The following is an 18,955-nucleotide window of genomic DNA, read 5'->3' as shown; positions in this document are numbered from 1 at the left end:
GCGTTAACAGTCAGCGTCCATTTTCCGCATTCGAGGAGAGATGCAAGCGGGCTGCGGCTTCGTTATAATGAAGAGATATCCGTCCACTCGAGGAGGTTGCGAATCATGGCAACCGCGTTAACGCTAGACAAGCTGACAGGCGGCTACAGCGCGCGCAAGCCCGTCCTTCACGAAGTCAGCTTCGATATACAGCCCGGAGAGATGATGGGCCTCATTGGCTTGAACGGCGCAGGAAAGAGCACCGCCATCAAGCACGTATTGGGCCTGATGTTGCCGCAGTCGGGCGAGGTGCGGGTCGCAGGCCTGCGGCTGGAGGACGACCGCGATCGGTACAGGTCATCCTGCGCGTACGTCCCCGAGCAGCCGTCGTTGTTTCCCAACTTGACGGTGGCCGAGCATTTGCGCTGGACGGAGACGGCTTACGGGTTAGACGCGCAGGTGGCGGCACGTAGAACCGAGGCGCTCGCCGAGACGTTCCGCATGAAGCATGCGATGGGAGCGTTGCCCGGCACGTTGTCCAAAGGGATGCGCCAGAAGGTTATGCTGATGAACGCGCTGCTCGTCTCGCCGCCGCTGCTCATTATCGACGAGCCGTTCCTCGGGCTCGACCCGCTGGCGACGCGGGCGCTCGTCCAGGCGCTTAACGAAGCGAGGGCGGCCGGCTCGGCGATATTGCTCAGCTCGCATATTTTGCCTGCGCTCGAGCGCAATGCGGACCGGATCGTCGTCCTGCACCAGGGACGCATACTGGCCAGCGGCACCCCGAGCGAGGTCAAGCAAGCGGCAGGCGCCGCAGGCAGCGACTATACGCTTGACGATGCGTTCGAGCGGTTGATTCTCGCCGCCGACGAGAAGGCCGCGCCGCCGGAAGGAGGCGCCGTCCGTGGCTGATCCGGTTCATGAGGAAAAGCCCCGGGGGCTCGGGGATTGGCGACGCGAGCGGGCGTCGGCTTTCCGGCGCGAGATGTTCCCTTATCTTCGATACGTGGCCCAGAGCGGTTTTGCGATGCTGCTGGCCGCGATCGGCATTACGCTGCTCGCGGGCTACGCAGGCCTGCTGGCCGATATGCCGACGGAGTGGCCCGCGGACGTCGTCGGCGTCGCTTTGATTTTTTTCGCATCCATATATACGCCGCTTCGGAGCTATCTCCAGCCGGCCGATACAGTATTCCTGCTGCCAGCGGAGTCCGGCGTCCTGTCGGCGAATCTGTTCCCGGCGCTGCGCAAATCGGCCTTGTTCGGTGCGATCCGCACGCTGGTCGTCTTCGTCGTCTTTGCGCCGCTTTATGCCCTGGCTCCGGTCACGGCAGACGCAGCTCCGTCTCAACCGGCCGCGTGGGCTGCGCTGGCGGCAGCGCTCGCGCTGTTTGCCGCCTGGAATACCTATGCGGCCTGGCAAGAACGCCGAGCCGTGTCGGCAACCGCCCGGCTGGCGCTGCGCTTCGCCCGCTGGACGGCCGTCCTGCTCGCCGCGGCCGCGCTGTTGACCAAGCCGCTGCTGCTCGCGGCCGGCTTTGCGCTGCTTGCGGCGGCCGCCGTGTCGGCGGCGGCGCTGCTCACGCCTCGCCACCGGCTGCCCTGGGATCGCCTGATCGCGGAGGAAGGCGCCGTGCGTCGTCGCTGGCTGTCTTTCCTCGGCTGGTTCGTGGACATTCCGACCGAGGCGCCTCCGGCGGCCTCGCGCGCCTGGATAGCATGGATCGCGGACCGGGTACCGCGTGACCGGCGATTCGCCTGGCATTTTCTTTATGCGAAAACGTTTCTGCGCGGCGAAGCTTTCGGCGCCTTCTGGCGTTGGTGCGCGTTGATGGCGGTCATCGCGCTGTTCGCGCATTCAACCGCCGTCGACGTGATGGTATACGTCGTCGGAATGGTCGTCGGCGGCTTGCAGCTCACCGAGCTTGGGCGAATCCGTTTTGCCGAGCATGCTTCCGTCGTTCCGCTCTCTCCGGACGGTCGCAACATGGCTGCGTCCGCTGTCGTACGAGCGGCGGGACTCGCGGCTGCTGCGCTTCTCTGGCTGGTCGCTTGGGTGCCGCATGCCGCGTCCGCGCCGACCTGGTGGTTGATCGCGCTCGCCCTCGCGCTGGGCTGGACCGGCTGGCTGCTGCCTAGGCGATTGGCCGCAAGAGACGAAGAAGAGGAGCTTTAACGTAGAACTTACAAATGGGAAGCAGGAAAACAGACCCTGCTATCGAATAGTACTTTGTAACCAAATTACCGGATCTAATCTCCTTCAAAGGGCGCATCGAAGCCCGTTTATACATGTATGCGCGAACAAATCCGGATACGGTTCGAAACGATTGCAGATTGAAAATAGTAGCAATAACTGGGAGGACTGATCCATGGGCGGATTTTTAACGAACCTCGCCCTGCACATCATCCCCGGCGCGATGCTCGGCTGGCTGTCGGCCGAAGTCTTCCTGCGCAACCCGCTGCACCGGTTGAACCGCTTGGCTTCGATTCTGTTCGCATTGATGGCGCTGCAGTTCGGCGCGTCGTTTCTGGCTTCGTTTTTTCCCGAGGCGGATGCGGCGAAGCTCGTCAACGGGCTCTTGATCGTTCCGACATGCGTGCTAGGTTTCCTGATGATGCTTTTCGTTCGCCAGCTTGGCGGTCAGACGGGGAAACCTCCTGCGAGCTATTTGGACATCGCGTTGGTCGTGCCTTTCGTTCTCATCGTACTGGTCGTATCCCAGCCGAATGTATACGGGGCTTACGCGAAGTACACGGTGGCGCTGAATCCGGGGGAAGGCGTGCGGGCAGGATCGATTATTTTGGCGGCTACGGTCTGGCTGTACGCTTCCGCGGTTTGGCTGATCGGTTGGAAAACCGCCCGGAACGCCGCCGATTCAACCGGCTCGCAGCATATTCAGGCTGGCCTGGGCATCTTCGCCGGTGCCGTCGTGACATTGACGGCGATGGTGGCGGGACTGAGCGGATTTTCGGCGGCGTACGCGAATCTGATCGGACTATACGCCATGTTGCTGTTCGCTTTCTTCATACGCAGGGCGATTTTGTACTATGGTCTGATGCCCTCGGTCATGGAAAAGTACAGAGTGCTGTTCGAGCTATCCCCGTTCGGCGTACTTCTGCTGGACGCGGACGGATCGATCCGCGAGGCGAACCCGGTCGTCAAGCTGCTGCTCGGCCTGCCGCCTGCGGAGCTGATCGGCAAGCCGGTATCGATGTTTCTTGACCGGGGCGAGCGGCTGCCGCTCGGCGGGGTCGGCTCGGCGATGCTGGAGGTCGGGATGATCGATATTGCCGGCGTGTCCCGGCGGATGACCGTTCATCTTAGCGAGGTGACGGCCGAGGGGGAGCGGATGTACTGCGTCGTGCTCCAAGACGAGACAGGCCGCAAAAAAGCGGAAGAGGAAATTTGGTATTTAGCGTATCACGATGCGTTGACGGGGGTAGGCAACCGGCTCTATTTCCAGGAGACGATCTCATCGCTACTTCAGAACGGCACGGAAGGCGCGCTGCTGCTGCTCGATTTGGATCGCTTCAAAGCAGTGAACGACCGTCATGGCCATCAAGCCGGGGACGCGCTCCTGCGCGAGATCGCGTTTAAGTTAAGGGAGTGCACCCCTTTGAGCGGGATGCTGTTCAGATTAGGGGGCGACGAATTCGCAGTCGTGCTCCCCGATGTCGGCGGCACCTGGGAACCCGCGGCGACGGCGGAAAACTTGCTGGCCGGGTTGACGGGCCATCGCGGCGCGATCGCTCCGGAGTCCCCCGTGACGGTCAGCATCGGCATCGCTCAATGGCCGGCTCACGGCAGCGATACGACCGCGCTGCTCCACGCGGCGGACGTCGCGATGTACAAGTCCAAGGAGCAGGGGCGCAATCGTTACAGCATGTACGTGCAGGCGTATGCCGGAGCCGGGGCATAAGTTACAATAAAGGCCTTGCCGCCGTCATCGGACGATGATCGGGAGCAAGGCCTTCGGTTTTTGATGCTGCATGCTGCGATAGAAACTATGCTTGCTCGGAGGCTTCGGCCCTAACTTCGATCACGGCTGCGTAGATGCGGTCGAACAGATCCTCCAGGTAAGGCTCTTCAATACAGGAAAAGGCGACACGCAGATCATGCTGGCCGAGCGCGATCGTACCGACTTCGTATCGGTCGAGCAAGCGCTGGCGGACGACTTCAGCGCTGATCCCGTCGAGCCGCAAGCACATGAAGTAGCCGGAGTTGAACGGGTAATAACTCCAAACGCCTTCATATTTGCCGCTGTCGAGCAGGCTCTTGACCTTATTCGCGCGGCCTTTCATGATGGCGTACTTCTCGGCTTTTTGAGCTTCGAATTCGGGCGATTTGAGCGCGTCCAGCACGAACGTCTGCGAAGGATGCGGCCCGCTCGAGATCGTCGCGCGGATGATGCCTAGCGTCTTCTGTTCCAGGGCAGCGAGCGCGGTTTCCGAAGTTCCGCCGTAGGTAATGAATCCGACGCGGAAGCCCCAGACGTATTCTTCCTTCGTAGCGCCATCGATCTTGACCGGCAGTACGCGTTCGTGCAAGCCGCATAGCGCGCCGAAGAGCGACTCGTGCAGCGAGTTTTCGAAGAAAAGCGCGAAGTACGCGTCGTCGGTCACCGCGACGACGTTGATGCCTGCTTCGGCGGCGTCTTTAATGGCGGCGACGATCGCGGCGCCTTCCTCGCGGCTCGGCGTATAGCCGGTCGGGTTGTTCGGGAAGTTGAGCAGCACGATCGCTTTGCCCTGCGCTTTGCGGGAGAGCAGCGCCTCGCGCAGGCCTTGCGCGTTGAACAGGCCGTCCTCGGCGTAAAGCGGGTATTCTACGATCTCGGCGCCCCGGCGAATGCCGAAGGTCAGCTCGTAGTTCTCCCAGTTTTTGTCCGGGATGATGACGGCGTCTCCGGCGTCGGCGAACAGGTCTGCGACGATGCTCAGGCCGTGCGTCAGCGCGTTCGTGACGACGGGCATGCTGAACGTCTTGCCTTGGAGGGAAGGGTTCTCCTTCAGCATCTTTTCGCGCCATGCGGTACGGAGCTCAGGCTTGCCGGCCGGTGGCGCATATTCGTAAATGTCCTTCGGATTATAGGCGGACAATTTGTCTTGGATCATTTTCAGGTGCATCGGCTGCCCGTTCTCCGTCGCGATACCGATCGTCGCGTTATACGTTTTCGCTTTTTGCTTCGCTTCGGCAGATTGGCTCAGGATGCCTATCTTGGGAAAATAAATGGCCTTGCCGAGTCCGGAGAGCATCTCCGCGATTCGAGGCTGTTCCTTGGCGATGGTGTCGTTGAGCTGTTGCGCGAGGGGGTTCATTGCCGTCATCCTTCCACATGATCGAGTTCCCTTGTGAGAAAATTTCTCAGGCAGGGCATCAGTTGCTATTATACACGATCGTACCATACGCGTCACCCGCGCGTCGGTCTGGAAGGTGAACAATCCTTGAGCGAATTTTGAGTAATGAGTTTAATTTCGCTTCGGCGCCCATTCTTTCATGAACGAGACGGTGTGCGGATCCCCCGGACGGCCTCTCTCTTCCAGGCCCACGATGACTTCGCTCCGTTTTTTGTCGGATAGGTTTTGTCCGAACTTGAACTTGCCCGTCATCGCCTCGATGTCAAGACGGAGCACGGCCACGCCTTTAAGCTGGGCCGCGTATTTCGGGTGCCCCGCATCGATCGGCAGGTGGCCGCCTTCCGGCTGGAGCTTGGCCATCAACGCGGAGAGCGCAGTCGCTTTCTCCTCGGCGTCTTCGACCTGTTCGACCCGGCCGCGGATGCAGACGGAGCGGAAGTAAAGCGTAGCCGGACAGGCCATCAGCGGATCGCTATAATAGGAAGGAATGAACGCATGCGCCTCGTAGACGACGAATTCCGCCCGGTTGTCCTCCGCAATGCCGTTCATTTTCTCTCCCTTTTTGCTCCCGTGGAAATAGACGTTTCCCGCCGCGTACACGTAGTTCAGCGGCACTGCCTTCGGCCAGCCGTCGCTGCCGATAAAGGTTAACACCCCGTCGTCCCGCTCGTTCAGAAACGCTTCGCAAGTTTCGCGGTCTTCCACTTCAAATTCTTTTCTGCGCATGACAGCCGCCTCCATTTAAGATGTGAGTTTTATTCTAAGTCCAACATTGACAAGTCAAAAGATCCAATTTACATTAAAATCATTGGTCCATTGAAACGAGGAAGTGGAGCGGCGATGAGTATTCAAGTACCCTACGACGTGCGATTGTCCGCTTGCGGCGTCAAACATCTCGCGTTGTATCAGGCAATTCGCGACAGCATCGTCGCCGGCAAGCTCCCGCCCGGCGTCAAGCTGCCCTCGACGCGGACGTTGGCCGAATCGTACGGACTGTCCCGCGGCAGCGTCAGCATCGCTTACGAGATGCTTGCCGCGGAGGGCTACGTGCGCGCATCCGTCGGGCGTGGGACCTATGTGGCCGGCGCAGACGCGCGCCCCGCGGAGGCTGCCCGGAACCGGGGCAACGGCGCGGCGACTGAACCGCCGACGCATGCAAAGACGCATGGCGCAGATGATGAGCCGGTGGCGGGATTATCGGGCTCATCGGCATTGGGACTGTCGGGGTGGGGCTTGCGGCTCGTTAGGGAGGTTCGGTCAGACGTGTCTTCGCCAGAAGGAACGCAAGCGCAACGAACGCCGCTTCAAGGAACGCATCAAGAAGCGACTTCAAATGCCGCTGCGCAACTTGCGAGCTTACAGCAGGGGGCCGGTAAAGTTTCCTCCCTATCGGCCGATTCAGTTTCCGACAGCAAGCCTTTCGAAGCGATCTCCTTCAAACCGCGCGGCATGGGAGAGCGCTGGTTCCCTTGGATGTCTTGGAAGGCCGCTGTATCGGCAGAATGGCGGCGCCGCGGTCCCGCTCCGGCGGAGGATGGCGGCGCCGCGGCGGGCAGCGCGGAGCTGCGCCGAGCGATCGCGGGAAGGCTGCGGCGCGAACGCGGCATCCTATGCGAAGCGGAGGACATCGTCGTGACGGGCGGCTCGATGCAAGCGATCGCCCTGCTGGCGCAGCTTCTGCTCGAGCCGGGCAAATCGGCCGTCGCGGAGGACCCTTGCTATAGCGGCACGCAGCGCGCCATTCGCGCCAGCGGAGCCGCGCTGATTGCGGCGCCTGTGGACCGTCAAGGCATCGTGCCGGACGATTGGCCGGCAGAGCTGCTGTTCGTGACGCCGACTCGGCAGTTCCCTACCGGCGCGGTGCTCACGTACGAACGCCGGATGGCTCTGCTGGACTGGGCAGCCAAGCGGGGGGCTTGGATCGTGGAGGACGACTATGACAGCGAGTTCCGATGGTCGGGGCGTCCGATCGAGCCCCTCAAGTCGCTCGATCGGCAGGAGCGGGTCGTCTACGTCGGCTCGTTTTCGCGAGCGATGCGGCAGGAGGTGCGAATCGGTTACGCGGTGCTGCCTCCCGCGCTTCGCGAACCGTTTTTGCTGGCCAAGCAGCTTTATGACCCTTATCCGGCAGGCCTGACCGAGCAGCGCGCGCTGGCGGACTGGATGAATCAGGGTGAATACGATCGCCATTTGCGCCGCACCCGCCGTATCTTTAATCGGCTGCAAGGGTTGCTCCGCGAGGAGCTGTCGAAGCTCGAGCCGCTGTTCGAAGTACATCCCGCGGACGCAGGATTGCTGTTGTTCGCGACTTGGACGGATTCGCCCGAAAGGTACGATCGATTTGCGCTTGCATGCAGGCAAGCGGGTGCGTGCTGGGGCGACGGTATGATTTATGCTGCAGCGCAGCGACCGGATGAGCGGACCGCCCTGTTCGGTTTTGCGCACCTGGATGAGGATGGCATTGCTACGGGAATGAGACGTGTTCGCGAGACGGCCGCACGGCTGGGACTTACAGAAGAGCCCCGGCAATATGAGTCTGCGGTGCATAAGTACGCAGCAAGGAATGGAGGAGCGGGAGATGCTTGACGCGTCGCCGGAAGCCTACGAGCTCAAGCTTTACCTGGCTAAGATCGTATGCGAACCCGGCTGGAAGTGGCAGAAGCGAGAAAAGCCGCTCGCGAATTACGATTTATTTTACGTATGGAGCGGAGAAGGCGAGGTCGTCCTGAACGGCCAGGCGTATCCTGTGGAAAAAGGAAGCTGCTTCCTTTTCAGGCCAGGAGATCATACGAGCGCTACGCACAATCCGCAAAAGCCGCTCGTTCTCACTTACATTCACTTCGACGTCAACGTGCCGGTGAAGCTCGTACCGAAGCCGTACCGGATATTGCAGGATACGTTCGAGTTCGAGCATATGCTGGCGAGGTATGTTCGGCTCTTCCTCGTCCAGACGTTCGCTGCGGAGGAAGAAGCGAGGCTCGTGCTTAAGCAGCTCATCATCCACCTGCTGCGCAATGACCTCGAGGAGCCCGTCGAGCGCAAGGCGAGCAATCAACTGACCGAGAGCATCCACGAGGTCGCCAACTATATCCGCCAGCATCCGGGCGAGTCCCACCGGGTCGACGATCTGGCAGCGCGTGCGGGCCTGTCGCCCAGGTATTTCTCGGTCAAATTCAAAGAACTGATCGGCTCCTCGGTTCAGACCTACATGATTCGCACCCGGATCGAGCGGGCGCAGCATCTGCTCCTGCACGCGGGAATGAACGTGACCGAAGTCGCCGACGCGCTCGGGTACCGCGATATCTTCTTTTTCAGCCGCCAATTCAAACAATACACAGGCAAGAGCCCGTCGGAAATCCGATAGGGCTCCTTTTTATTTACGCATGCTGCAAACGTCCGCTGCCGGGACAAACGTTCGTTTTCTGCCATTACAACGGTATCCCCTTCGCACAGGGAACTGGCATTGGCACTAGCACTGGCAGTGGCCACTGGCAGTGGCACTGGCACGGAACTGGCACGGTACTGGCACGGTACTGGCACGGTACTGGCACGGAACTGGCACGGTACTGGCACGGAACTGGCACGGTACTGGCACGGTACTGGCATTGGTACTGGCATTGGTACTGGCACTGGCATTGGAACTAGCGCTGCAAGATTACTGGCAGTGGCGCCCTGACCAACGATCAAATTGCACTCTACGCAATTCTAGTGGCTATCCCTTTCACGCAGGAGAAATATTTGATATTGCATGAAATGGAATCAATAGGTAAAATAGGAACATAAGTTCTCTTTTATTGGAGGAAATGTCATGAGCGATTCGAACCGTTTGTTCGAGCAGGTACCCGCTTTTGGCGAAGAAGATTGCGAGAGCGCCCTTTTTCGTGCGAAATGGCCTGACGGCTTTCGTTGTCCGCGATGCGGGGGACTCGACTTTTATCGTATTGTTTCCCGCGGACGCCGCGTGTTCGAATGCCGCTCATGCGCCCGTCAGACCTCGCTTACGGCCGGTACGATCCTGGAAGGCACGCGTACGCCGCTCGTGAAGTGGTTCCAGGCGTTGTGCCTGATGCAGACCGGCATATCGGCCAAGCTGTTGGCGGAATTGATTCAAGTGACGTACAAGACGGCCTGGCTTATCAATCACAAGCTTCGCTATGCGATTCAAGTGCACGACGAGAGGCGGCCGCTGTCAGGCGATTTGCAGTTGTTAGGGGACTTCTACGCACGGCCTGCGACGAACAGGCCCTCGGATCCATTGAAGTATCGGGACGAGCCCGCCGTCGCGGGTGCGTCGATCGATCCCGAGAGCGGGGAGCTCGCGGAGGTCAAAATCAAAAGGTTGTCCGCCGCGACATTCAGTCGCCGTACGTTCGCCATCGATTCGTTCGGCGGATTTTTGTGGCGGCATGCGGCCGAGGACCGTTCCGGGAGTCGTCGCATCGACATCGTCAAGGCGTCGGGACGCGAAGGCGTGACGGCATTGGGTTCCGTATGGCGCGGCGCGATCGGTTGGCTGGCACGGACATTCGGGGGCATCGGACCCAAGCATTTGCAGGCTTACCTGGATGAATACTGCTTTCGCGTAAATGTACGTGCAGACGGGTTCCGTACGTTGCTAGCGCTTTGCGGCCGTACAAGCACGATTACACAACCCGAGCTCGTTCGCAAGAGATACGGCGTCCGTTCCATCCGTTGGACCGGTCAAACCCAATTATCGCAGCCAACCCGTTCGGTCTGCGTTTCTTGAACGCACAGGGGCGAAACGGCAACGAAGTTTTCGTGTGCATTTTTACGTATTTGGCGTTTTGTTTTTGAAATTTCGTTGATTGAACGCCTGGATCGCTTAATCTCGCCTAACCTCGCCAACCTGAGCGAAGGGGATATCGTGTTAATGGGAGAAAAGGAGTTTGGTACTGACGCGTTCCAGCAACGAAAAAGGGACCAAAGCCTTTGCGCTGACGGCGAAAGTCATTTTACCGCCTTTAGCGCAGTTAGCGTTGGTCCCTTCAGGAAGCTATACTTTCGTTAGGTCCGGGATCAAAGTGCCGAGCAGTTGTCCCACGCGGACCTGATCGCCAGCCTGGAACCCCGGCAGCGGCAGGAAGGTGTCGTCCTCCGCCAACAGCACGACGGTGGAGCCGAATTCGAAGTAGGCGAGCTCCTGGCCGCGTTCGAGCGAACGGGGGAGCGGTTCTACATACTTAATGCTGCTGACGTTGAGCGCGCCGACTTTAACGACCGCGATCTCGCCGCTGCCGTGACGCATATAGGTGATGAGCCGTTCGTTGCGGGAGAGCACTCGCCGCATCAAGGTCAACCCCCTTTCGTTCACGGGGTAGACCCGGCCGGGAATATGCTCGGTCTCGACGACCTCGCCTGCGCAGGGAGCGTGGATCCGGTGGTAATCGGTCGGACTGAGGTATAACACCCAGTAATAGCCGCTCCGGTATTGACTGGTACGGGGCGAGCGGTTAAGCAGCTCCTCCAGCGAATAATCCTGTCCTTTGACCTGCAGGAGCAGCCCGTTTTCGATCGGTCCGCAGGCGGCGATTCGCGCATCCACCGGACTTACAAGCGCATCGGGCGCTGCGTCGATGGCACGGCTGCCCGGCGCGAGCCGGCGGGTAAAAAATTCGTTCAGCGTTGCGTATTCGGCAAGCGGCTTTTCCGCTTCTTCGACCGGGATCCGGTATAATGCCGCGAATCTGGGGATCAAGCGCCGGCTCAGCGGCGATTTGGCGAAGCTCCCCGTCAAGCGGGATATGAATTTGCGCGAAGACAACTCCGTCATGGCGCGCAGCAGCCAACGGTTCATCGTGCGGCCACTCCTTTGCCTCATAAATAGAATTTCCCGACAGCGAGCGCAAATTGCGCGCAGTCGTCCCTTAGTGTGACATAACGCTGCCCAAACTTCAACCTGCCCGAATCGCGTCCTACGAAGGAGGGGCTTCGAACACCCATTTGCGAGCCATTCGGTTCGCCGCGGGTACCCGCCGTGTCCGGCGACTGCCTCCGGGTGTATGCTGTCTGAAGTACAGGACGAGGGGTGTGATCCCGTGAGAGCCGCATTCGTAACGCCGGGCGCGTATCCGGTCCCCGCGCCGCGAGGGGGCTCCGTGGAGCGCGTGGTGGAAAATTTCGTGCCCTTGCTCGCGGATAGTCTGGAAGTGCGTATTTACGGGAGAACCGCAAAGGGGCTGCCGCGGAGAGGAATGCTGCACGGTGCCAGCTGCGAGCGTGTACGCGCGCCGGGGAGGCGCGCGTACCTTACGGGCGTGATCGCGGGACTGCGCGCGTACCGGCCGCAGCTCATCGAGGTGGAGAACCGGCCGCGGCTGGTGCCGTTGCTGAAACGGAAATTTCCGGGAGCGCTCGTATGGCTGCACTTGCATTCGAATACCTTCATCTCGGGTAAAGCGATCTCGCCCAAGGAGCTTCGCGTTTGCCTCGGGGCGGCCGACCGGATACTCGTGAACAGCTGCTTCTTGAAGGCAGACGTAGAGAGAAGATCGCCTCGTTTGGGTGCTAAACTCGGCGTCGTCTATCCTGGCGTCGATCCCGCTTGGTTCGGCGGACCGGCTTTGCGCGAGACGTTACGGAACGCACATGGATGGCAGCGCCGTCAGATCGTGTTATTCGCGGGCCGGCTTATTCCGCTTAAAGGGGTGCACCATCTGCTCGCAGCGCTGCCGGCGCTCGTTCGCCGCCACCCGAACGTGCTGCTGGTTATCGTAGGCTCGCCGTTTTACGGTTCCAGCCGTACGTCCGCCTATTCGCGCAAGCTGCTGCGCATGGCCAGGCCATGGCGTCGATACGTGCACTTCGAACCTTATGTATCGCATGAGCGTATGCCTGATTGGTTCAGCATGGCTGACGTGGCCGTCGTTCCTTCCGTCCGCCGGGAGGCTTTCGGACTCGTCAACGTGGAGGCCATGGCTTCGGGTGTGCCGGTCGTCGCCTGTCGCGTCGGCGGAATCGCGGAGATCGTCGAGGACGGCGTCACCGGCTTTCTGGTGAATCCACGATACTTGGATTCGGAGCTTCCCGAACGGATATCGGTGCTGCTGGAGGATGAAGCGCTCCGTACGAGAATGGGGGCATTGGGGCGCGAACGGGTGATGGAGCGGTTTACCTGGCGGCATACGGCGGATCGATGGCTCGCCGAGCTCTATCGGGACTTGTAGGCCGCAGGCGGAACGCTATAGGGAAGAGACAGCATGCATGAAGAAGCCCGCGCGGTCTGGCCGCGCGGGCTTCTTCAATTTGAAAATTAACCGAAAAACGTGCGGTACAACAAGTATGCGTTGAGCACCATAATGACGGCAGCGATGGTCCAAGACAGCCATTTCAGCCATGCTTTGTTGGCGAATTCGCCCATCTTGACGCGGTCGGAAGTGAACTTGACGAGCGGAACAACGGCGAAGGACAGCTGCAAGGATAGGATGACCTGGCTTAGGATGAGCAGGTCCATCGTTCCTTTTTCTCCATACAACGCTGTTACGATGACCGCCGGAATGATCGCAATAAGCCTCGTGATGAGGCGTCTGAGCCAAGGCTTCATCCGAATGTTCAGAAAGCCTTCCATGACAATCTGACCTGCAAGGGTGCCGGTCAACGTGGAGTTTTGCCCCGATGCGAGCAGTGCCACCCCGAACAAGACTGAGGCTGCGGCCGTGCCGAGCAACGGCGCGAGCAGATGGTAAGCTTCGTCGATGTCCGCCACTTCGGCGTGACCGCTCGTGTGGAAAGCAGCCGCCGCGATGATCAGAATCGCAGCATTAATGAAAAGCGCGAAGAACAATGCGATCGAGGAGTCCCATGTTGCGTACTTAATCGCTTGACGCTTGCCCGAAGGCGTGCGTTCGTAATCGCGAGTCTGGACGATCGATGAGTGCAGGTACAAATTGTGCGGCATGACCGTCGCGCCGAGAATGCCGATACCGATGTAGAGCATGGTCGGGTTGGAGATAATCTCCGTGCTCGGCACGAATCCTTTAGCGATGCCCGCAATGGATGGCTGCGATAGGAAGAGTTCGATGCCGAAGCATACCCCGATGAGCACGATCAGCGCGATGACGAACGCCTCGATATAGCGAAAGCCTTTATTCTGTAGGAACAAAATAATAAGGACGTCGAACGCGGTTAATATAACGCCGTATAGCAACGGAATGCCGAATAGCAGATTCAGCGCGATCGCGGCCCCGATCACTTCGGCCAGATCGCACGCGGCAATCGCAAGCTCGCAGAGCGCCCACAGTCCGACGGCTACAGGCTTGCTGTAATGATCGCGGCACGCCTGGGCCAGATCTTTTCCCGTGACGATGCCGAGCTTGCCGGACAATGCTTGAAGCACCATCGCCATCAGGTTGGACAGCAGGATGACCGAGAGCAGCGCGTAGCCGAACTGGGAGCCGCCGGCCAAGTCCGTCGCCCAATTGCCGGGATCCATGTAGCCGACGGCGACGAGATAACCGGGTCCGGCAAAGGCCAGGAACTTGCGGATGATCGAGGCCTTGTGCGGGACTTTCAAACTTCTGTGAGCTTCGGGCAGGGACGGCATGCCATCCTTGCGGCGCCAACCGCCGGCGGGCGGCGTGTTGAGCGCGGCTTCTTCTTTCATGACGGATCACCTCTTGTTGAGATAAATATAATCTGCATAAGGCAATAATTTTGGCATATGGGACATAAAGTTGCGCTGAGGCAAAACCTCTGTTAGGTTTTAATATACGCCCGAACTTTGAAAAAGTAAACTGCATTTTTGCACGGGCTTGAAGCCGTCGTGACACCCGCCCGGATACCTGCATAGTATGAGGCAGATCATATTCGGGAAGGAGCCTCACATGAAGACGTCCAAATCCGGAAAAAAGAAGCGGCCGGTACGAAAACCGCTTTACTTTGTAGATAACCCCAACCAGCAGGAATTAAGTTGGGTCGAAGAGCTGCGCTCGGAGGAACAGGAAAAGGTGGGACTGCACAGTACGGCGGCTGCGGAGGACCTGCAGGCTCCCGCCGTTGCGGAAGAGCAGCCGGCTTTGCGCAAGGATCCGGGAACTTCGGCTGAACTGCCCCTGATTACGAAGGGACCCTCCCAAACACCCTTGAAGAGAAGCGTCGACGACAGCCTGGCAAGGCGAAACGTCAAAAACCGACCGAGAATCGAAGGCGGCGCTCATTCGGACCTATTCTCGACCGGCCCGATTAACGAATTCGTGACGGCTGATGACATGGGCAGTTTCGAAGTGACTGGCAAGGCGGTCGACACCACCGTCGTTGCCGAAGAATTCGTATCGATTTCCGAAGCGGCGCCGGTCCTAACCGACGGCATGAAGAAGGAAAACGTCGAGCCAGTCGCGGCATCGTCGGGAAATGTCTCCGCGTCCAGTGAAACTATTCGTTCGAACGACGTGCCGTCCGTCACCTTCGACCGGGAGGCCCGCTACGACAGGCTGCTCGAGCAGCGGCTGCCGGGCAAGCCTAAGCCGCTCGTCTATACGGACGACTTGGCGGACGCCTCCGTCGCGGAGAGCAAGCTCGCCCCCCGCGCTGTTCGCACGTCCCACATCGACAGCGAGGCGGTGACGACGGCGCAGTTGGCCGATTACGCCGTTTCTCAGATCAAGCTGGCCGATCGTTCGGTCAGCGGGCAGAAGATTGCGCAGGAGACGATCACAGGCGAGCACTTGGCCAAAAACGCCGTATCGGGGCAAAAGCTTCGCGACAAGTCGGTCACGGGCGACAAGCTGAAGGACGGCAGCATCACGTCGGAGAAGCTGGCGGACCGGATCATCAGCGGCGACAAGCTGGCCGAGCGGTCCATCGAGGCGAAGCATCTGTCTTTGTCGATCATCACGTCCGAGCTTTTGCAGGAACAGTCGATCACGTCCGACAAGATCAAGCGCGGCTCCGTATTGACCGAAAACCTGGCGCACGAAAGCGTGGATACCGCCAAGCTGGCGGATGGCGCCGTGACAGGCTCCAAAATCCGCGACGGCGTCGTAGGCGCGACTAAAATCGCTGCAGGCGCGATCGGCCCAGAGCATTTGACGCCGGGCCTTATTCTAGCCGATCACGTCGCCAACGGCACGCTGCAGGGCAAGCATATCGCCGCAGGCGCGATCGGCGGCGATCGACTGGCCGGTGGCGCTGTAGGCGCCGAACAATTGGCGGACGGGGCCGTGAACGGCGCCAAGATCGCCGCGCGCGCCGTCGGTCCGGCACATCTGGCGGCAGGCTCCGTGCTTGCGGATCAGCTGGCGGATGGAGCCGTAGGCACCGCGCATATTGCGGATGGCGCAATCGTCGCTCCTAAAATCGCAGGCGGTGCCGTGTACGGCCCGCATATCGCGCCTGGCGCGATCGAAGCTGGGCACCTGGCCAAGGGGAGCGTCGGAGGCGAGCAGCTTGCGTCTGGCGCAGTGGACACTTCTGCGATCCGGGCGAATGCGGTAACTGCGGATCAGCTGGCCGAAGGCGCGGTCGGCGGGCAGCAGCTCGCGATCCGTTCGGTATCCGCCCATCATCTTAACGATCATGTCGTCACGTCGTTGAAGCTGGCGCCGGAGTCGGTCACGGTCGAAAAGCTCGCGGATCTGTCGGTCTCCGGCGCCAAACTCGCGGACGGCAGCGTGACCGCGGCAAAGATCGCGCCCGGCGCCGTCGGCCGGTCGGCCGTCGCCAGAGGCGCGATAGGCGGAAGCGAGCTTGCGGAAAAGGCGGTTGGCGATGTTCACCTGGCGGCCGGCAGCGTACGCAGAGAAGCGATTCAGTCCGGCGCGGTCGGTCTCGAGCAACTGGCTGAAGGCAGCGTCGGATATACGAAGCTGGCGCAGGACTCGGTCGGCGCCGAGCAACTGCGCTACGGCGCGGTCACCGGAGACGCGATCGCCGAGGGCGCGGTATCGGGACACCACCTGACGACCGACAGCGTAGGCACGGATTTGCTTATCGCGGGATCGGTCACGGCGGAAAAGCTGGCTGATTCGAGCGTAACCGCCGGCAAGCTGGCGAACGGTGCAGTAGAAGCCCGTCATCTGACAGCGGGCAGCGTGAACGCGGCCGCGCTCGCTACAGGTGCCGTTACGCCCGATAAGCTGAGCGAAGGAAGCGTGACGCGCGAAGCGATCGCCGAGCGCGCGGTAGGCTGGGCGCAGCTGGATGCGATGAGCGTAGGCGAAGCGCAGCTGCAGCCGGAAGCCGTGAGGGGCGTTCATCTCGGAAGAGGCGCCGTATCCCTCCGTCATTTATCGTCCGACATGCTTAAGATCGCCGCACTGGCGGAGAGCCGGATCGACGCGGAAAGAATAGAGGAAGCCGCGGTTACGGCTTATCATCTTCGCTCGAACGCCGTGACGGCCGAGAAACTGACGGCAGGCTCGGTTACGTCGGAGAAACTCGCGGACGGCATCGTGAACGAGGATAAGCTTGCGGACGGCGCGGTAACGAGCGACAAGCTTGCGGACGCGAGCGTCACATCGTCGAGCATCGCGGATGGCGCCGTTGGCCGCGGTCATCTGGCATCTTACGCCGTGGGTCCGGGCCAGCTCGATCCGATCTTGCTCGCTGCGATCGCGGAAGCTGGCGCGCCGATCGGCGCGGATCGCTTGCAGGCGAACGCTGTAGGGAGCGAAAAGCTGCAAAACGGATCCGTCACGTCGAGCAAGCTCGCGGATGGCAGCGTTGGAACATCGGCATTGGCCGAGGGAAGCGTCACGGCCGGCAAGCTCGCTGAGGGAAGCGTCGAGTCGTCGGCACTGGCCGAGGATAGCGTGACATCGGGCAAACTGGCGCCTGGGAGCGTCGGTACATCCGCGCTCGCGAAGGGAAGCGTGACGTTCGGCAAACTGGGCGCAGATAGCGTAGATACGTCGGCTTTGGCAGACGGTAGCGTCGTGGCAAGCAAGCTGGCGACTGGCAGCGTGGGTACTTCCGCGTTGGCCGAAGGCAGCGTGACGGCAAGCAAGTACGCACCTGGCAGCGTGGATGCGGCGGCGCTGGCGGCAGGTTCCGTCGACGCAAGCAAGCTCGCCGAGGGCAGCGTGGGTTCCGCTGCATTGGCCGAGGGCGGCGTTACCTCCGGCAAACTTGCCGTTGGCAGCGTGGATGCCGCGAAGCTGGCGGCCGGCAGCGTCACCGCAGGAAAATTAGCCGCATGGAGCGTGGAATCCGCGTCTCTAGTCGACGGCAGCGTAATCGCAAGCAAGCTGGCAGCAGGCAGCGTAAACGCGTCGAAGCTGGCCGACGGCAGCGTGAACGAAGCGAAGTTGGCGGATGGCAGCGTAAGCGAGTCAAAGCTGGCAGACGGTGTCGTAACGACGAGCAAGCTGGCGACTGGCAGCGTGGACTCCGCTGCATTGGCCGAGGGCAGCGTGGACTCAGCGGCTCTGGCTGACGGCAGCGTGAATAAATGGAAGTTGGCTGACGGCGCCGTAACGGCGAGCAAGCTGGCGTCTGGCAGCGTGAACTCGGCGGCGTTGGCCGACGGCAGCGTCAATGAGGCGAAGTTGGCTGACGGCGTCGTGAATGAGACGAAGCTGGCTGATGGCGTCGTGAATGAGGCGAAGTTAGCTGACGGCGCCGTGACGACGAGCAAGCTGGCTGAAGGCAGTGTAAGCGAGTCAAAACTGGCCGATGGCGTCATAACGACGAGCAAGCTGGCCGAAGGCAGCGTGGACACGGCGGCACTGGCTGACGACAGCGTGAACGAGGCGAAGTTGGCGGACGGCAGCGTAAGCGAGTCAAAACTGGCCGACGGCGTCGTAACGACGAGCAAGCTGGCCGAAGGCAGCGTAAGCGAGTCAAAACTGGCCGACGGTGTCATAACGACGAGTAAGCTTGCCGAAGGCAGCGTGGACACGGCGGCACTGGCTGACGACAGCGTAAGCGAGTCAAAGCTGGCCGACGGTGTCGTAACGACGAGTAAGCTTGCCGAAGGCAGCGTGAACACGGCGGCACTGGCTGACGGCAGCGTGAACGAGGCGAAGTTGGCGGACGGCAGCGTAAGCGAGTCAAAGCTGGCCGACGGTGTCGTAACGACGAGTAAGCTTGCCGAAGGCAGCGTGAACACGGCGGCACTGGCTGACGGCAGCGTGAACGAGGCGAAGTTGGCGGACGGCAGCGTAAGCGAGTCAAAGCTGGCCGACGGTGTCGTAACGACGAGTAAGCTTGCCGAAGGCAGCGTGAACACGGCGGCACTGGCTGACGGCAGCGTGAACGAGGCGAAGTTGGCGGACGGCAGCGTAAGCGAGTCAAAACTGGCCGATGGCGTCGTAACAACGAGCAAGCTGGCCGAAGGCAGCGTGGACACGGCGGCACTGGCTGACGGCGTCGTAACGGCGAGCAAACTGGCCGAAGGCAGCGTGGACTCGACGGCTCTTGCAGACGGTAGCGTAAATGAGGCTAAATTGGCCGATGGCAGCGTTAGCGCATCAAAGCTGGCCGATGACGTATTATCGACAATTAAGCTGGCCGACGGTAGCGTGAATGAGGCGAAGTTGGGCAACGGCGCTGTAACGACAAGCAAGCTCGTCGATGGCAGCGTGAACGAGGCGAAGCTGGCGGACGGCAGCGTAATCGCGTCGAAGTTGGCAGACGGCGTCGTAACGACGAGCAAACTGGCTGAAGG

The 18,955-nt window shown here is 60.7% G+C and carries 12 protein-coding genes; 8 read left to right on the top strand and 4 right to left on the bottom strand.

Annotated features, from left to right (window positions below):
- Positions 1 to 105: 105 nt before the first annotated feature.
- The 3 genes from BM235_RS05765 (at position 106) to BM235_RS05755 (ending at position 3,896) form a co-directional block, all read left to right on the top strand.
- Positions 106 to 891, top strand: a complete 786-nt coding sequence (locus tag BM235_RS05765; RefSeq protein ID WP_090110432.1) for an ABC transporter ATP-binding protein — start codon at positions 106 to 108, stop codon at positions 889 to 891.
- Complete coding sequence (locus BM235_RS05760) at positions 884 to 2,152, top strand: ABC transporter permease (RefSeq protein WP_090110430.1); 1,269 nt, start codon at positions 884 to 886, stop codon at positions 2,150 to 2,152. The genes BM235_RS05765 and BM235_RS05760 overlap by 8 nt, the downstream gene beginning before the upstream one ends.
- Positions 2,153 to 2,345: 193 nt before the next feature.
- Positions 2,346 to 3,896 carry a diguanylate cyclase domain-containing protein gene (locus BM235_RS05755; RefSeq protein WP_090110428.1) on the top strand — a complete coding sequence of 517 codons (1,551 nt, stop codon included), beginning with the start codon at positions 2,346 to 2,348 and terminating at the stop codon, positions 3,894 to 3,896.
- An 85-nt stretch (positions 3,897 to 3,981) separates the two neighbouring features.
- On the opposite strand, the gene BM235_RS05750 is transcribed toward BM235_RS05755, so the two are convergent.
- Together BM235_RS05750 and BM235_RS05745 are read right to left on the bottom strand one after the other, a co-directional pair.
- Positions 3,982 to 5,295, bottom strand: a complete 1,314-nt coding sequence (locus BM235_RS05750) for an aminotransferase class I/II-fold pyridoxal phosphate-dependent enzyme (RefSeq protein WP_090110426.1) — start codon at positions 5,293 to 5,295, stop codon at positions 3,982 to 3,984.
- Positions 5,296 to 5,445: 150 nt separating this feature from the next.
- On the bottom strand, positions 5,446 to 6,060 hold the full coding sequence (locus tag BM235_RS05745; protein ID WP_090110423.1) for a pyridoxamine 5'-phosphate oxidase family protein: 615 nt from the start codon (positions 6,058 to 6,060) through the stop codon (positions 5,446 to 5,448).
- Positions 6,061 to 6,174: 114 nt separating this feature from the next.
- Between BM235_RS05745 and BM235_RS05740 the strand changes: the two genes are divergently transcribed.
- From BM235_RS05740 to BM235_RS05730, 3 genes are all read left to right on the top strand, one after another.
- Positions 6,175 to 7,920, top strand: coding sequence for an aminotransferase-like domain-containing protein (locus BM235_RS05740; protein WP_090110421.1), 1,746 nt, complete (start codon positions 6,175 to 6,177; stop codon positions 7,918 to 7,920).
- Positions 7,913 to 8,698, top strand: coding sequence for a helix-turn-helix domain-containing protein (locus BM235_RS05735; RefSeq protein ID WP_090110419.1), 786 nt, complete (start codon positions 7,913 to 7,915; stop codon positions 8,696 to 8,698). The genes BM235_RS05740 and BM235_RS05735 overlap by 8 nt, the downstream gene beginning before the upstream one ends.
- Before the next feature lie 444 nt (positions 8,699 to 9,142).
- Positions 9,143 to 10,081, top strand: coding sequence for a transposase (locus BM235_RS05730; RefSeq protein ID WP_090110417.1), 939 nt, complete (start codon positions 9,143 to 9,145; stop codon positions 10,079 to 10,081).
- Positions 10,082 to 10,348: 267 nt separating this feature from the next.
- Here BM235_RS05730 and asd read toward each other — a convergent pair whose 3' ends face one another.
- Positions 10,349 to 11,149 carry an archaetidylserine decarboxylase gene (gene asd, locus BM235_RS05725; protein WP_090110415.1) on the bottom strand — a complete coding sequence of 267 codons (801 nt, stop codon included), beginning with the start codon at positions 11,147 to 11,149 and terminating at the stop codon, positions 10,349 to 10,351.
- 241 nt (positions 11,150 to 11,390) lie between these two features.
- Between asd and BM235_RS05720 the strand changes: the two genes are divergently transcribed.
- Complete coding sequence (locus BM235_RS05720) at positions 11,391 to 12,518, top strand: glycosyltransferase family 4 protein (RefSeq protein WP_255374078.1); 1,128 nt, start codon at positions 11,391 to 11,393, stop codon at positions 12,516 to 12,518.
- A gap of 86 nt (positions 12,519 to 12,604) precedes the next feature.
- On the opposite strand, the gene BM235_RS05715 is transcribed toward BM235_RS05720, so the two are convergent.
- Entirely contained in the window at positions 12,605 to 13,954 is a 1,350-nt protein-coding gene (locus BM235_RS05715) for an Nramp family divalent metal transporter (protein WP_090110411.1), read from the bottom strand.
- A gap of 220 nt (positions 13,955 to 14,174) precedes the next feature.
- On the opposite strand from BM235_RS05715, the gene BM235_RS05710 reads away from it, so the two are divergent.
- Positions 14,175 to 18,955, top strand: a 4,781-nt coding sequence (locus tag BM235_RS05710) for a hypothetical protein (RefSeq protein WP_090110408.1), incomplete at its 3' end; no start/stop codon positions are given.

It is taken from the genome of Cohnella sp. OV330 (genome assembly GCF_900112065.1).
Taxonomy (GTDB): domain Bacteria; phylum Bacillota; class Bacilli; order Paenibacillales; family Paenibacillaceae; genus Cohnella.
Note: the sequence above shows the minus strand (reverse complement) of the source record. Positions and strands in the feature narration are given on the sequence as shown.

Coding starts and splice junctions, on each gene's coding strand:
- BM235_RS05765 (WP_090110432.1), top strand. CDS start 106: ATGGCAACCGCGTTAACGCTAGACAAGCTGACAGGCGGCTACAGCGCG.
- BM235_RS05755 (WP_090110428.1), top strand. CDS start 2,346: ATGGGCGGATTTTTAACGAACCTCGCCCTGCACATCATCCCCGGCGCG.
- BM235_RS05750 (WP_090110426.1), bottom strand. CDS start 5,295: ATGAACCCCCTCGCGCAACAGCTCAACGACACCATCGCCAAGGAACAG.
- BM235_RS05745 (WP_090110423.1), bottom strand. CDS start 6,060: ATGCGCAGAAAAGAATTTGAAGTGGAAGACCGCGAAACTTGCGAAGCG.
- BM235_RS05740 (WP_090110421.1), top strand. CDS start 6,175: ATGAGTATTCAAGTACCCTACGACGTGCGATTGTCCGCTTGCGGCGTC.
- BM235_RS05735 (WP_090110419.1), top strand. CDS start 7,913: ATGCTTGACGCGTCGCCGGAAGCCTACGAGCTCAAGCTTTACCTGGCT.
- BM235_RS05730 (WP_090110417.1), top strand. CDS start 9,143: ATGAGCGATTCGAACCGTTTGTTCGAGCAGGTACCCGCTTTTGGCGAA.
- asd (WP_090110415.1), bottom strand. CDS start 11,149: ATGAACCGTTGGCTGCTGCGCGCCATGACGGAGTTGTCTTCGCGCAAA.
- BM235_RS05715 (WP_090110411.1), bottom strand. CDS start 13,954: ATGAAAGAAGAAGCCGCGCTCAACACGCCGCCCGCCGGCGGTTGGCGC.